This window comes from [Clostridium] fimetarium (assembly GCF_900111235.1).
GTDB classification, from domain to species: domain Bacteria; phylum Bacillota; class Clostridia; order Lachnospirales; family Lachnospiraceae; genus Clostridium_N; species Clostridium_N fimetarium.
Map to the genome: position 1 here is coordinate 1 of NZ_FOJI01000020.1, position 17,227 is coordinate 17,227.

Annotated in this window: 4 protein-coding genes; all 4 read right to left on the reverse strand. The window is 34.6% G+C overall.

Annotated elements, in window-relative coordinates; translation table 11 throughout:
- Positions 1-416 precede the first annotated feature (416 nt).
- The gene (locus tag BMY18_RS18245) at positions 417-5,477 is read right to left on the reverse strand and encodes an OmpL47-type beta-barrel domain-containing protein (RefSeq protein ID WP_092457192.1); all 5,061 of its coding nucleotides are present in this window, start codon (positions 5,475-5,477) and stop codon (positions 417-419) included.
- Positions 5,478-5,923: 446 nt separating this feature from the next.
- Positions 5,924-11,296: a Spy0128 family protein gene (locus tag BMY18_RS18250; protein ID WP_092457195.1), complete on the reverse strand. Its 5,373-nt coding sequence runs from the start codon at positions 11,294-11,296 to the stop codon at positions 5,924-5,926.
- A 170-nt stretch (positions 11,297-11,466) separates the two neighbouring features.
- Positions 11,467-12,588 (reverse strand): response regulator, encoded by a 1,122-nt coding sequence (locus BMY18_RS18255; protein WP_092457198.1) that lies wholly within the window; start codon positions 12,586-12,588, stop codon positions 11,467-11,469.
- 746 nt (positions 12,589-13,334) lie between these two features.
- Entirely contained in the window at positions 13,335-15,881 is a 2,547-nt protein-coding gene (locus tag BMY18_RS21195) for a choice-of-anchor D domain-containing protein (RefSeq protein WP_170841489.1), read from the reverse strand.
- Between the last annotated feature and the right edge of the window lie 1,346 nt (positions 15,882-17,227).

Here is a 17,227-nt window from a genome sequence, read left to right on the forward strand (position 1 = left end):
CTTAAAATCGAATTCATCCAGCTTATCTTTCTTTTTTCTTGAAGCTATATAATCTTCTATTGATAGCATAGTCTTCCCTCCTGAAAATTTAGATTTTAACACAGATTCTTATTGATATCCAAAATATTGGAACTTGTTTAGAGATATTATAAATCATAATTGAATTAAATCACAAGGAAAAATTCCAGTAAAGATATAACATTATATTTACTGTGATGACCCATCTTTTGATAGTGCAATGTATGGTTACGATAAGTGTATAAACCTTAAGAATATTCTCTTTCGATGTCTTAGTCGGGTCAGTCCTAATTGCATCTATAATTGTCATAGGTTCATTAAAAATAAAAACAGAGCGTTATGCTCTGCTTTTATTTTTAGTCTTATTCAATTCTAATAATATCTAGAATATATACTAATCAGTATGCTATTCTTTTTCTTAATGTTAATAAAATAATTCCACTTATTCCTAATAGTACTATTAATATTCCAATAGGATTTGTATCCCCTGTTTCCACAATTACTTTGAATTGCGAATTTCCTACAATAGCATATTCTGAAAAATGATTTGTTTGAAATTCAACGTATTGAATACCATCTTTTGTTACAATCTTTGTATCATATGGATGAACATTTCCACTATCATCAATAAAAATGACAGATAAATCATTTCTACCCAGATAATTATCTGGAACTGGAATTCGTACAGTAATATAATCGACAATACTCGAATTATTTACTTTTGAACTTGAATCAAGGTTTCCTGACATTCCATAAATTGATTTCATTAATGAAATATCAAATGCTGCAAGAATCTCTTGTCCAGAAGTTTGAAGGTTTGTTGTAGCGATTGCTATATTAGCTGACATTGTAGTATTATTAGATGTCACAATTGGTTTTACATTTAATGATATTTCAATCTTACTAACATCAGGCGAATTTAATTCATCAACTACAACTGCAGTACCAATTCCCTCAACCATGATTCCAGTTGTTTTATCTTTTGCTATAATAACTAATAATGTTTTCAGTCTGCTAATAAGATTATCAAGTTTTTCTTTTCTATCATAACTAATCAAATCCCTTCCATCCTGATCAAGCGCATCATAACTCAGTTTTGTTTCTGTAATTTTATTCTGACTATTTAAAATTTCATCATCTGATGCTGCATTGGGATTAGGAAGTACATCAATCATATCAGCAACATGGCTAGTTAATGTAACAACTTGAATAGTAGATTTATCGCTAACATTTCCACTTGTATCTGTTGCAATTACATATAAAACACTCTCATCTGTTTGTTTTATTATTGTTATAGAAAAGCTTCCATCAGCATTAGCAATTCCATCTCCTATAATTTTTTCTTTTGAATCCTTTACAGTTACTTTAGAACCAGGTTCCGCAGTACCTGTGATTTTTGTAGAATGACTGTCAACAACACTATTTAAAACAGGAATTACAGGTTTTGTCTTATCTATTTTTATACCCTCATACTGTGTAACTATATTCCCAGCTTTATCTTTTGCTGTTACAATGACTTTATACTGTCCTTCCTTTGTAAATGTAATTGTTCCTACTCCATTTATTAATATTACTGTTCCTGTTTGTGGCACCGCTTCATCTGTTGTGTAGGTTACTTCTTTCACTCCCAAAAGTACATCATTTGCTGTAACATCAATATTTACATTACTTGAATTCCATCCACTTACATCTGATAATGATAGTAATGGATTTGTTTTATCTATCTGTACTGTTACTGACTGTGGATTGCTTGCATTTCCAAGTTCATCGATTACCCTGAATAAAATTGTATTGATTCCTTCTTTACTAGCCACAATACTGGTTCCGTCTGCCCATGTATTTCCACCATCAAGGCTATATTGTATTTTTTCCGTACTTCCCTGTGTTGGTGTGAATCCAGCTGTAATTGTCTGGTCCGTATTATACCAATTATTATCTGTATACTCATCGGCCTTTGTAATTACAGGTTTATTAGGCGCTGTACTGTCTATATTTGCAATGGTTACTGTCTGTGATGTGGTAAGTCCTGAGTTGCTTGTTACCACAAATGTATAACTTCCGCTTTCAGCCACTGTATAACCGTTTTTATAGCTATCTGTTATATCAGTACCATTTACTGTTACGCTTTTTATTCCTGATATACCCGCTGTTGCTGCTACGGAAAGATTTGCATTGTTCTTCCAGTCCGTTGGAACTCCAGTTACATTAATGGAAAGAGCTGTTTTATCAATCTTTACTTCTTCAGACTGTTCAATCGTATTTCCAGCTTTATCGTTTGCTGTTACGATGATTTTATACTGCCCTTCGTTTGTAAGTGTAATTGTTCCTATTCCATTTATTAATACTACTGTTCCTGTTTGTGGTACCGCTTCATCTGTTGTATATGTTACTTCTTTCACTCCTGAAAGTGCATCATCTGCTGTAACATCAATTCTTACATTACTCGAACTCCATCCACTTACATCTGATAATGATAATGATGGATTTATTTTATCTATCTGTACTTTTATTGACTGTGGATCGCTTGCATTTCCAAGGTCATCAATCACCCTAAATAAAACTGTATTGATGCCTTCTTTACTAGCCACAATACTGGTTCCGTCTGCCCATATATTTCCACCATCAAGGCTATATTGTACTTTTTCTGGACTTCCCTGTGTTGGTGTGAATCCTGCTGTGATTGTCTGGTCCGTATTATACCAATTATTATCTGTATACTCATCGGCCTTTGTAATTACAGGTTTATTAGGCGCTGTACTGTCTATATTTGCAATGGTTACTGTCTGTAATGCAGTAAGTCCTGAGTTGCTTGTTACCACAAATGTATAATTTCCGCTTTCAGTCACTGTATAACCGGTTTTATAATTGCTTGTTATATCCGTACCATTTACTGTTACGCTCTTTATTCCTGATATACCCGCTGTTGCTGCTACGGAAAGATTTGCATTGTTCTTCCAGTCCGTTGGAACTCCAGTTACATTAATGGAAGGAGCTGTTTTATCAATCTTTACTTCTTTAGACTGTTCAATCGTATTTCCAGCTTTATCGTTTGCTGTTACGATGACTTTATACTGTCCTTCGTTTGTAAGTATAATTGTTCCAATCCCATTTATTAATACTACCGTTCCTGTTTGTGGTACCGCTTCATCTGTTGTATATGTTACTTCTTTCACTCCTGAAAGTGCATCATCTGCTGTAACAGCAATACTTACATTACTCGAACTCCATCCACTTACATCTGATAATGATAAGGATGGATTTGTTTTATCTATCTGTACTGTTACTGACTGTGGATTGCTTGCATTTCCAAGTTCATCAATTACCCTAAATAAAACTGTATTGATGCCTTCTTTACTAACCACAATACTTGTTCCGTCTGCCCATGTATTTCCACCATCAAGGCTATATTGTACTTTTTCTGAACTTCCCTGTGTTGGTGTGAATCCTGCTGTGATTGTCTGGTCCGTATTGTACCAATTTTTATCTGTATACTCATCTAACTTTGTAATTACAGGTTTATTAGGTGCTGTACTGTCTATATTTGCAATGCTAACTGTCTGCGATGCAGTAAGTCCTGAGTTACTTGTTACCACAAATGTATAACTTCCGCTTTCAGTCACTGTATAACCGGTTTTATAGCTATCTGTTATATCAGTACCATTTACTGTTACGCTTTTTATACCACTGTATCCAGCTGTTGCATCTATTTCTAGATTTGTACTATTTTTCCAGTCTGTTGGAATTCCAGTTACATTTATGATCGGCTGTGTTTCATTATTTATTGTTAACGAAGCGACTGATGATGTTGTACTTGATACTACGCCATCTACTGTATTTGCAACAACACAGCGGTATTTTGTACCATTATCAGTAGCTGTTAAAATTCCTGTTGTATAAGAATTGGTGGTAGCGCCTGCTCCAGTCGTAACATTATTCCAAGATGTGCCATTGTCACTTAAGTTTTGCCATTGATAGGATAATGTACCATTATCTGTAATAGATGCAGATACAGAAAATATTGCAGATTCACCATTATTTATTGAAATATCTGATGGTCCACTTAATATAGGTGTTACAGGAAGTGCCTTCGTTACATATCCAGTCAAATTGATATATTTTACATCTGAATTACTTCCGTAGTTAATACTGATTTTTCCAGTGGTTGTACCTATTATACTATGTTTATAATTTACATGAATTACTGCTGATTCATTAGCAGCTAAAGTACTATTGACTCCTGAGGAATCTATTGTAAAATCTCCCAAAACTATAATACTATTAATATCTAACGGCTGATCTGATGTATTTGTTATTGTTACATCTTTTGATACGTCATTATTATCTGCATTAAAGTACAAACTACTGTTTGATACATTTAAATCATATCCCTTTAACAGATTTCCATATACTTTTAAATATATTTTACCTGCTCTTTCATATAAGAAAAGAATATCACCATTTGTTGTGTTTATTGATGCATTGGCAATTGTAGCCTGAGCAACAGTAATTGGAGTTCCAAATGTTGAACCAAGGTCATGACTTACTTGTAGATATACATTTGTATTATCAGAGTATCCTGTCGCCATATTTCCATATACATCATCACTAAGGGATCTTCCCTGAGAAGTTATATTATTCCCCATAACGGGATTAGTAACAGCACCATTATCAAGATTTATTTTTACACCAGTTGTTGAAGCACCTGCTATCAACAGATATTTACCTGCCAAGTCCGAGCCAATACTGCCTACAGAAAAATATACTTTTTGTTCAGATAGCATTACCGCATCTCCAAATGACACTCCATAATTAGTACTAATATAGTACTTAAGGCTAGGATTATCTTCCTGAACGATTACAGTATGACTTGTTGGATCTACATGAACATCTGAAAACACATACATTCCTGTTGCTAATGTAACTGAAGAAAATGTTTCACCAGCATCACTACTTCTATGTAGTACTAATCCTGCCCGGTCAATGATATATATATAATTACCATCTGTAGCCATATGCACTGTAGGGCTATTTGAAGTACCTACAACAATTGGAGTTTGGAAAGTCAAACCACCATCAGTACTTTTTGATAATTTAATGTTTGAATCTTCTACCCATGCTAAATATACTGACCCATCTGTAGATACAGCTATTTCTGCCTCTAGATTTTTATTATAAGCTAAAATACTGCTTTGAAAAGTATTACCCTGATCTAAACTTTTTGCCACCCTTATTCCTTCTGTACAGTGATAGGTTGCGTATATTGTTCCATCAGAAGCAACGGCAAGTTTTCTCGTTGTATTTCCATTCTGTATGGTTGGATCTGTTCCTGAATCACTTACAAGAACTTCACCAAATCTACTTGTGTCAGTCTCAGCCTTTACAGTTTTTTCTAAATACGAATTACTCGAAACAAAAATAACTAAAGCAATTGTTGCTAGTATTGCTCTTTTCTTTTTCATGATTTTTCCTCCTTGTTAGTATACTTAAAATATTAATATATTTTTTTACATAATATTATTTATTTCTACATAATATCATACAGTTCTGAAACGATTCTGAAATTTCCATTGTTTTAAACAGATTTTAATAATATTCATTCCAACAGCTCTTCTGTATTTATTAAATCTAGATTTATTATTTATAATTTACAAGTTTTAAGAATTCTTTATACTTTTAGGTGAAAAATTATATATAAATCTATATAAATCTATATAAGTTTGTTAATTTTATAAGTTATCACAGCATTATTAAATCTATATTTAATTTACATTTTTTTGATTTTCTTAATATTAATTCAAATTTATAATTTAATATATAAAACATAAATTTCATCTTTACTATATAAATTCAAACAACTAAATGAGTTGATTTTTAATATTAATACCTGTTAAAAGATAACACAAAACTAATATGCTCTTCTTCTTATGAAAGTTTTAAACAATGTAATAAGTGAAAAAATTCCTAATATTATAAAGCGGGATGATTCTTTCCGATCTCCTGTATTAACTGTATTAACTGTTTTATCATTATTAATGGATAATTTTGTAGTTCCGTCTTCATCTCCTTCAACACCAACTAAATAAGAATTTGTAAAACTTAATTCAGAAACTATAACGGAATTATATTTTATTGTTTTTAATACATTTAACGAACCATCATTATTATCCACAACATTTACGATAACATCATAAATATTATTATCATATATATATCTAGCATTCTCATCATTCACCTCAGATACTTTATAATAGTAGGTTTTACCCATATCTGACTGAGTGTAAGAAACTGGTGCAAAACTAATCACACCGTTGATATCATTTGTTGTTCTTTGCATTTCTTTTATAAACGTTCCATTTTGGCTAACTTGATTCAATACAAAAGTAAACTGTTGGTCAGTCAGTATTCTACCTATTAATTTCTTCCTTGCATTAAATACGGTAGTTACATTTGTTGTAATGTATGTATTATTGAATTTAATAACAGTTGCCTGTTCTGGATTTGTTACCTTTTTTGCTATATAAAGAGTACCATCACCATTGTCTTTTACTGATACATGAACGATATAACTACTATTGTCATATTGATACCCACCAATATTGTCATTGATTTCAAACACCTTATACTCAAATTCTTTTCCTGCGTCTGCTTCTGTATAATTTATAACCGGAAATACTATTGTACCGTTTGCTAAGTTTTTGGTTATAATTCTATTCCCAATATTTTTATTGTCTGTAATATCTACCTGTTGCATTGCAAAGTTAAATAATCCGTCTGCCAGAGGCTTTCCAGTTAACGATTTAGTTCCATCAATGATAATACTTCCTATTGCCTTGTAACTATTTTGAAATTCTATCTGGGACTGAGTAATACCATTTTGAGTAATAGTTTTTACTATTTTTAAAGTTCCATCATTATTGTCAAGTATATCTAGCTTTATTATATATACAGAAGTATCATATGTATATCCAGACTTATTATCATCGATTTCACTCAGCTGATAATAGTAGGATTTTCCGACATCACTTTGGCTAAAGGTAAGTGTCGGTAATGATATAACATTACCAGTATTCGTAACAGTACCTATCTGTTTGATTAATGTTTGATCGGCAGCCACTTGATCAAACCGAAACTGAAACTGGTTATCAAATAAGGCTCTGCCGGATAAATTTTTTCCAGCATTTAAAGTTACAGTTGCGTCTGTTGTTGTATAATTATTGGTAAAAGTGATTTGAGATACATCTGTGGGAACCCCGTTTTCTATCTTTTTAATGCTCTGAATGGAACTTGACAGTGTACCATTATCATTATCTGATACTAGAACATCTACATAATATATGTTTGAATCATAATTATATCCAGGAAGACCAGTATTTTTCTCCACAATTTTATAGGTTTTAATTCCAACATCACTTTGTGTATAATTAATTGTTGCAAAGGTAAAATTGCCGGAATAGGATTGCTGATCTGCGGTGGTTCCCAGCTGATTTCTTTGAGTATCTATCAGCGTATTACCCTCATAAAGTTCGAAGATAAACTGCCCCGTTGCCAAAGCATGTCCGTTTAATATTTTTATTCCATTAATCTGAATACTACCATTTGCTCTATAGGAATTTAGAAAAATAGGTATTTTATCAGTAAGTAAATTACCTTTTTCATCAGATAAAACATTTCCCTTTAGATCTTTTATTACTACGTTTAACGAGGACTGTCCTTTTACATTATAAACACTTACAACAAGCGGATAAACTGTATCATCATAACTATATCCAGCAAGATTTGAAGATAACTCTTTTATGTAAAATGTTTTTGTAGTCACAAGATATTTTGTACCATTTGGTTCACTGGACGAAAATGTATGATTGTTGCTGAAATTCAAAATTTCCTTCGGTGATATTCCTGCATTCATGCCAAAAGAAATAGCATAAGTACCATTACTTAGTTTTGTATCTGTAATGCCTGTTAAAAGTGAACTTGTACCATCTGTAATTTCAAATTGAAAAGTATGTATGATATCTTTACCATCTAATTCTTTAGCAGCCTGTGGTATCCAACTTCCTGTTTTGATTTGTGTATCATAAAAAACTAATGGCGTACAGTCAGAAGTACCTGTAGCTGGTACTGTAAATTCTACTGGAGACGGATTATCTATCTTATAATTATCAGGAGCAGATACCTCTGTTATTGTATATTTTTCTCCTCGTTCCAATCCCCTAAATATAATAGAAGCCTGTGTTGCAGTCAATGTACGTACAAAAACGACATCATTAGCATCTCCATTTCTTAACCAGTTTAATGTAAAAGTTGCACCTGTAATTCCTGCCCCAGTATCGCTGTCATATTTGTTTACAGTAATCGCAGCTTTTGTTGTAGACCCTCCACCAGCCATACCTGATAAAGTCATAGTACTTGTATTAAAATTTTCCGATGTTTTTGACTGTCCTGAATAATAAGCAACATTATTAATATTAGTTCCTAAAAGACTCTTATCGATATCTGTTAAAAATGTCAGAATATAGTCTGTACTTTTATCTGGTAAATCTACTGATAATACATATCGCCCTTCCATTCCCGCTTCTGTTGAAAGTTTATATGTATAATTAAATGGGACAGCAGTTCCTATTGTTTTGGCACTGGTGCCTGATATAAAATTACCATCTGTTCCAATTACATTTTTATAAAGCCTAATGGTGGTAGGATCTAGCGTAACCCCCTTTGGAAGTTCATCTACAACTGTAGGTGAATCAAGCATAATTCGATGCTGATTTAAATTAATTGTCCATTGTACTTGTTGTTCAGCGACAAGATTCACGCCTGATTTTCCTAATACTTCATTTTTGATTACATTTGAAGTGCCTGTAGGAGCGGAAGAAATCGTAGTACTCTTTAATCCAGTTGCATCTATGTTTGCAATATTTGCACTACAAGTGATATTTCCATTTTCTTTAAATACTGCATTCTGTAATATATCAAGTTCAGCTGTAAATGTAATGGTATATTTATCATTTACATTATCTCCAAAATTTATACTAAGTGTATTATTATTATATATAGAATTTGATATGATGGAATTTAAATCCAAGCTATCTCGTGTACCTGCGCTTTTTACCACTTTTAAGGAGTCTGGAACATAGGTCCATTTAACTCCACTAAGGGTACTATAAACGGAATCAGTTGCTTTTTTAAACTGAGTTTTAATGTTATCTAGATTATCATTAATGATTACATTACTCAAAGGCATAAGATTGCTATTAATAGTAATCTTGAAATCTATTCTTGGATTTTGACCTGATTTTGTAGTATTTTCGTTATATATAGTTGATGCTTTTGCTATAACTGTATTCTGGATATTCACAGAATCTGAATCTGATTTTGTAGCTAGTACATCACCTATTGTTTCTGATAATAAATTGCATTTGATATTGTTAGTAAAGTTCTTACTAATATTATCACCATAAACTTCAGGGTCAATTTTAGTTTTAATAGTAAAGTTCTGAATTGTCGAAATTGCATTATTATTATTAAATTTAATTGTTAATGTTCTACCGTCTGCACTTATGCTTGCTTGAGGCTCTGTTGACTCATCAATTTTCTGGCTTCCCCAATAGATTTCATCAGTAATAAAGCTCTGATTGTCAGGAAGTGTGTCCATAATCTGTGTTTTCCCATAAGAGGATACATTGCTTGCTGCGGCTACTGTCCAGGTAATTGTACCATCTCTTTTATCATCTGCACTCAAAGTAGAATGGCTTTTATCTATGTAAACATACGGAACACTTACCCCTACCTGGTTTATATTAACTGTTGGTAGTGTACCTTCCGTATTTCCATCTCCAATGTAATTACAATCTAAGCTTGCCCTATTATTATAGGTTGGATTTTGTGCTGCTACTGTTACTGGAGCTACAACATCTGTAACATAAGTAATCGTTTGCTTTGTTGAAGAAGCATTTTCCATTCCCCTCGGTAAATATATTTTTAACGTTGCCGTTCCATCCGGATTTTGGATATATATACCATATACTTCCGAATTACGAGAAGGCGTATAGGAATTATCATAAATTGTTATCGATGTTGCAGATAAATATACACTTGTCTTATCTAATTTAACATCAGACTGTAAATTATCAGTAATCACACCATTATACATGGATTGGTTTGTAATATTAGCATTAATGCTCCATTTTATCTTATTTCCCTGATATAATGAACCAGATTTTGAAAGCCAGTCAGGATTAATTGTCTGGCTAGCTATATTGGAATCGATATTTACATAGTTGTCACCCCCAGAAAGATTCGCCAAATTGGAAATAGTTGTAGCAGTCAGTTTTCCATACACACTTGGCTTTACAGTTGTCGTAATAACGATGTTTTGGAAACTAATGCCATCACGGCCTAATGGTATCGTATATACAAGCTTTCCAGTTAAAGTATCATAGGTATAATCTGTACCTTCAAGAAGGGTTAAACTTCCATGTTTTATGGACTTTAATTCCATATACTCAGGATTAATGGTATCTGTAAACACACAGCCACTAAATATGCCATTGGAAGGTTCCACTTTTATATTCCAAACAAGTTCCCTAGTCTGATTATTATAGCTAGCTACTGATTTTGTCAGAGACGTTGGTGTCGTAACTGGTGGAACTGGCTTAACCACATCTATTATAACAGATGCCGTATTACTGATAGGAATTGTAACTTGTGTACTAGTCCCTGCAGGTACTGAACTTAAATCCAAATTAAAATCAAAATCTAGCTGTCCATAAATATCATACTTGTTTTTATCATCTACATAACTAGTAAAAGTAATCTTTATATGCCATGTACTATCAGCACTTTTATAAAACGAATAAGTAGCAATGATATTATTTTCCTTGTCGAAAATGCTTCCATCTGTTGGATTTGACAGTTGTATTTTATCTGGTAAATCAATAGTATAATAATCTCCACTTTTAATCACCCGGTTTTCAGCGCCGAGTTCATCCACATGATCATCCAGCTTGAACGTATATTTAGCTCGAAATTTTTCAATTTTAGAGCTATCTTCAATCTTATAGGGCGACTTAAGCTGTACAAAACTTGTACTTCCCTTAAGCAAATAACTTAATTCCAAAGTTCTGATAATATCATTACTTGCTGTCTGGTCATTAGCATCTACCGCAAATGTAGATACTGAGGGTATAAAATTAATGAAAATCAACACACATAGTATAACTGACATTATTCTACGTATATTTTTTCCCCTAGTCCTTCTGAAAATTTTTTTTCTCCCGTTCATATATCATTTCCTCTTTCCATAGAATATGTGAAGTAGTAATAACTAGTTCGTATATTTATATTTTGTGACATCTTATCATACAATCTTTAAAAAATTCTGAATTTTATAAGCAAAAAATCCAGAATTTAATTACAAGAATTAAATTAGAGCGCTTATATATTTTATCCTTCTTACAAAATATTTCTATAGTAATTATTAAATTTAGATTTAGGTTTTAAACAAAATTCTTCCTTTAACATTTTTTCATACTCTTTATAAAATCTAATAAATTTATCATGTTTTTCTGTTTTCATCAAATAATTCAGTAAAATATTATATCCTTTTTCATTTAATGGATCATACTTAATTAATGTCATCAAAATTTTTTCATATTTTTCATATTCAAATGCTTCATAATAATAATCTGTCATTAACAAAATCAACTTTTCATATTGTAGCTCCACCTGGGTACGAATTTCATCTGCCCAGATATAATCTTCATCTTGAAGATAAGGTCCCTCATAAGTTTTTATGATATTCTCTGCTTTTTCTATATTTTCTTTATCAATTAATGGTGTTTGATTATAAAATTTAATAAAATCAATATAATCACATACTCCATCAGCAGCTTTTAAAATATAATTTCCCGATATCAGCAATTGATTTTCCTTAATTCCAACAGCTGTTAACAAATTCCTTAATTTATAAGCTGTAACATGCAAAAGATTTATATTTTTTTTGTCTTCAATTCCACCAAAAATATAATCTATTAATTCTTTTCTGGTTACCCGTCTTTCAAAATGAAAAATTAAATATGCTAACATTTCCTTCGTTTGCCTCGTTGGAAATTTCACTTCCCTATTTGCATCATCATTCAAACAGATTTCAAATTTTTGAAAACATTTAACGATTTTTTTATTATTCTTAATTGTATTTTCTTTCGTCTTCTGTTGAAATATAAAAGAAATCTGTAATATTGTTTTTTGTAGGCGTTTTTCATTTATCGGTTTTATAATGTAATCCAATGGAAAGAAATTAAAGGCTTCCAATGAATATTGAGAATAAGCAGATATAAAAATAATAACAATGTTATTATTTATTTTCTTAATTTTCTGGGACAGCTGAAGACCATTTTTATTAGGCATATCAATATCTAAAAATATAACATCAGGCATTTCCTGGCTAATACATAATAATACTTCTTTTACATTTTGATGTTTTGATATTATCTTAATAAATTCATATTTTTTAAGGTGATACTCTAATTCATCCAAAGCTGGCTTTTCATCTTCTACTATCATTACCCTTATCATTATTTTCACTTCCTTTATCTGGTATATTTATATACTTTTAATCCCGCATCTTCTATATTTTTAATGATAAGAGATATTCCATATAATTTTTTCTAACGATTTGTAATATTATATATACCAATCCCTCAACTTTGTTCAACTCCTGATATAAGTTTAAGTTAGCAACCACCACTTCATGTGGTTGTTTGCTATCAGCCCACTTGCTCGCCTAAAAGGCGGGTATCATTTTAACATAGGAGGATTTTTTTATAACATACGTAACACTTCCGTTTACTCTATTCGTCCCAGCATAGCTAGGGGATTAATATTATTATTTACTGCCCCTGTTGAACCGTCAATATTATCTTTCAGCTCAAATGAGTATTTTTCGTGAAGCTTTTCAATCTTTGAGCCATCAGTAATTTTACAAGGTGACAGCAGCTGGATATAATCGGAACCACCCTTGTGCATGTAGCTTAAGGATAAGGTTCTGACAATGTCGGTGTTTTCTATTTGATCATTACGTCTAAAGAAAAGGTACCGATTGTATAGGTAGCATATAGATAAGTACAAGAATTATACTTAACGAATTTGCTTGTAGCCTAAAAATTATTTTGTACTCTTTTTCATGTTAATTCCTTCCCAATTCAAATTTATTTAAATACTATTTAAAAATATCATCCTTGTACTAATACAACAAAAGAGAATTGTATAAACAGTGACCGTGCCATGCTGTTTTCATGGTACGGTCACCTTCATAAAAAGTGCTATGAATTTTGTCTTCTGCGCTTCAACATAAGAGATATAATTAGCAAGGATAGACTTAACAATCCTATGAGAAGTGCCACACTAACGCTATCTCCAGTTTTTGGTGCATTATCAGAATTATCTGTACTTGGTTTGCCCGAGTCGGTCCCGTTGTCAGCACCGAAATTGTTATCATCATTTTCTGTTACAGAAAATGTGCCGGAAGGTCCTCCCTCAACGCCGTCTACTGTCTGGGTTACATAGTAAACACCCAGTTCTAAATCTATATAGGTATAGAAGCCATCTAAGTTTTTCGTTGGTGCAACATTTACCAGAGTTCCATCAGACTTATAGAGGTTAAGAGTAGCTCCGTCGGTGACATCTTTTACCGTGATTGTTCGTGTTCCGCCAGTTGTTGTTGGAGCTATTGGTGCTTCTGGTGTTACCGTCACTGTGTTAGAAGGATCACTTTCAACACCACCAGAGGTCTGTGTTACATAATAGGTTCCTGGTTCTAAATCAGTATATGTATATGTTCCATCTGGGTTCTTTGTTGGTATCGCAGTTACAATTGTACCATCAGCTTTGTAAAGCTTAAAGGTAGTATCGTCTTTAACATCTTTTACAGTGATTGTCTTTGTTCCACCAGTTGTTGTTGGAGCTGTTGGAGCTGTTGGAGCTATTGGTGCTTCTGGTGTTACCGTTACGGTGTTAGAATGATCGCTTTCAACACCACCAGAGGTCTGTGTTACATAGTAGGTTCCTGGTTCTAAATCAGTATATGTATATGTTCCATCTAGGTTCTTTGTTGGTATCGCAGTTACAATTGTGCCATCAGCTTTGTAAAGCTTAAGGGTAGCATCGTCTTTAACATCTTTTACAGTAACCGTCCGTTTTCCGCCTTTTGCTGTAGGTGCCGATGGGGTTTCGGGTGTTGCATCGGTTACCATCGCCGTATTGGAATGTCCACTTTCAATTCCGTTTATTGTTTGTGTTACATAGTAGTTACCTGGTTCAACATTGGTGTAGGTATAGGTTCCATCTGGGTTTTTAGTTGGTGTCTCGATTACAATTGTTCCATCAGGCTTGTAGAGCTTAAGGGTAGCACCGTCAGTGACATCTTTTACAGTAACCGTCCTTTTTCCGCCTGTTGCTGTAGGTGGATTGATTTTCACTGTAAAACTTACATCAAAGCTCTTTGGTATAATATTGTTTCCGGATACTGTAACAGTTGCAGTGTAGGTACCTACTGCAAGTCCGGTTTTTGGCACAACGGTAAAATTGTCGCTACCGTTTGCTGTAAGGCTGGCTATTGTGGTTTTTGAAAGCATAAAGGAATCGGCGTTTGTTCCGCTAAGTGAAACGGTAAGCTCACCCGTGGCTCTGGTGCCGGTATTGCTTAAATTGACGTCATAAGCAGTAACAGGGCTGTAGCCAACGGTTGCTGGGGAAAAGGTTTTGTCGTCGAAGGGATTAAGGATAATCACATCTTTGTTTTCTTCAACCGTAAAGCTTATATTAAAGCTCTTTGGCGTGATATTGTCGCCGGATACTGTAACAGTTGCAGTGTAGGTGCCTACTGCAAGTCCGGTTTTTGGCACAACGGAAAAGCTGTTGCTACCGTTTGCTTCAAGGCTGGCTATTGTGGTTTTTGAAAGCGTGAAGGAATCGGCGTTTGTTCCACTAAGCGAAACTGTAAGCTCGCCTGTGGCTCTGGTTCCGGTATTGCTTAAATTGACGTCATAAGCAGTAACAGGGCTGTAGCCAACGGTTACTGGGGAAAAGGTTTTGTCGTCGAAGGGATTAAGGATAATCACATCTTTGTTTTCTTCAACCGTAAAGAATACATCAAAGTTCTTTGGCGTGATAGTGTCACCCGAAACTGTAACAGTAGCCGTGTAGGTACCTACCGGAAGCCCTGTTTTTGGCACAACGGTAAAATTCTCGCTGCCGTTTGCTGCAATATTGGTAATCGTGGTTTTTGAAAGCGTAAAGGAATCGGCGTTTGTTCCGCTAAGCGAAACCGTAAGCTCGCCTGTATCTTCTGTACCGGTATTGCTTACATCGACGGTATGCACGGCAACTGGACTGTAGCCTTCAGTTTTAGTTGCAAAAGTTTTATCATCAAAAGGACTTAAGTTAATAATATCTTTGGTTACACTTTCAACTACCGTAAACTCTATTAAAAAGCCTTTGTTTTTATCAGAAGCTTGCATATTGGTGTTTGAGCATGATATTTGAACAAAGTCCTGATAGGTACCTGGCGCAAGTCCTGTATTTGGCGTAACGGTAAAGCTATCACTTTTGCCTACCGCGAGACTTGCCATTGTGGCTTTCGACAGCGAGAAATAGTTTAAGCTTGCTTGTACGAGAGAAAGGGTAAACTCCCCTGTGTCTCCTGTGCCGGTATTGCTTACAAGAACGGTCTGGGACGCAGCCGATTTGTAGCCTTCGCTTACTGTGGGAAGGATTATCGGGGTTTGAACATCCGCCGGTTGCGGACTAATAGAAAAGCTATACGTCAGCGGAATGGTCGCCATTACACTGCGTCTGGAGGTGGCTTGCACTTCACTTTCCGATGAGGTGTAGAATACATTAAGTTCGGGATAGTAGATTGAACCGTCGTTTGTCCGCTTTTTCCATTCTGAGCCCAGTGCGCTCATCAGACCCTTATCATTGCCTGAGGTCAAAACGCTGTTGTCAGTCATTTGCTCAACAGTGAGTGCAGTTGCATTCCATTGTTGGTTACTGCCGACTCCGGCTCCTTTACGATAATCGCTCCCATTAAAATAAATGGCGAGTGCGGGATTGATTGCCGGAGCATAAAAATTATTCGAAGACTCCATTCCGCCAAATTTCCCAACCAGCGCACCGACTAAACTGGTGCCCTCTACAGAGCTTGCGCTGTATGTTTTGGTCACCGATGCACACTGATTAGCTTCCCCGGCAATACCGCCAACATAGCTCGTACCACTGACACTTGCAGTATTATAGCAGTTGGTTAAGTAATTGCTTACCTTGGTGTAATCGACCCCGTTTCCGTTCTGATTTCCTAATCTGCCAATTATTCCGCCTGTATATTGGGTACCGTTTACCTTTCCAAAATTAAAACTTTGTCCAATGTCGGTAAGCTGGCATTGTCCTATAAGACCGCCGGTGTTGTTTCCACTTGATGTAATTGTTCCTGTGTTATACGAGTTGCTCACCTTTGTGTGTGTACCACTAGGAAAACCTTGGGTATAGCCTGTAATGCCGCCCGCACTGCTTGCTCCATTCACGTTTCCAGTATTAACCAATCCGGTAAGCGAAAAACAATACCAGGCGCCTCCTGTGATTCCACCGACGGAACTGTCCATGTTGGTTGAATCTTTATGGGATACAGTTGCATTGTTCCTCAGATTTGTAAGATAGCATCCTCTTGCAGTACTCGTAATGCCTCCGGCATAATTTGGAGTGGTATAACTGCCAGTGGCAGCTACGTCACAGCCGTTGCTCAAATTTTTCAGACCGCACCCAGACGTATATCCAATAAGCCCGCCGGCATTGGGCCCTGAGACAGTTTTCCCCTCTGCTGTGCTGGCAGAGCAGTTTTCAACAGTTAATCGAGAGGCAAATCCAGCCAGACTTCCGACATATACCAGTGAGCTGGTTGACGTACATTCTACCGAAACTTTCGCAAGCTTTATGTTTTTCAACCTGGTGGGCATGGATTCTGTAACATACCCCGAATCAACAGAGCCAAACAGGCCAAAACCGGAATTGGCAACATCCGTACTTGTTTTAATGGTAAGGCCGCTGATGGTATAATTGCCGCCGTCGAAATAGCCTTTAAAAGCATTGTTATAGCTACCAATCGGTGTCCAGTTCTCATAACCGGATATATCAATATCCGATGTCAGCTTATAATACATAT

Coding starts and splice junctions, on each gene's coding strand:
- BMY18_RS18255 (WP_092457198.1), bottom strand. CDS start 12,588: ATGATAAGGGTAATGATAGTAGAAGATGAAAAGCCAGCTTTGGATGAA.
- BMY18_RS18250 (WP_092457195.1), bottom strand. CDS start 11,296: ATGAACGGGAGAAAAAAAATTTTCAGAAGGACTAGGGGAAAAAATATA.
- BMY18_RS18245 (WP_092457192.1), bottom strand. CDS start 5,477: ATGAAAAAGAAAAGAGCAATACTAGCAACAATTGCTTTAGTTATTTTT.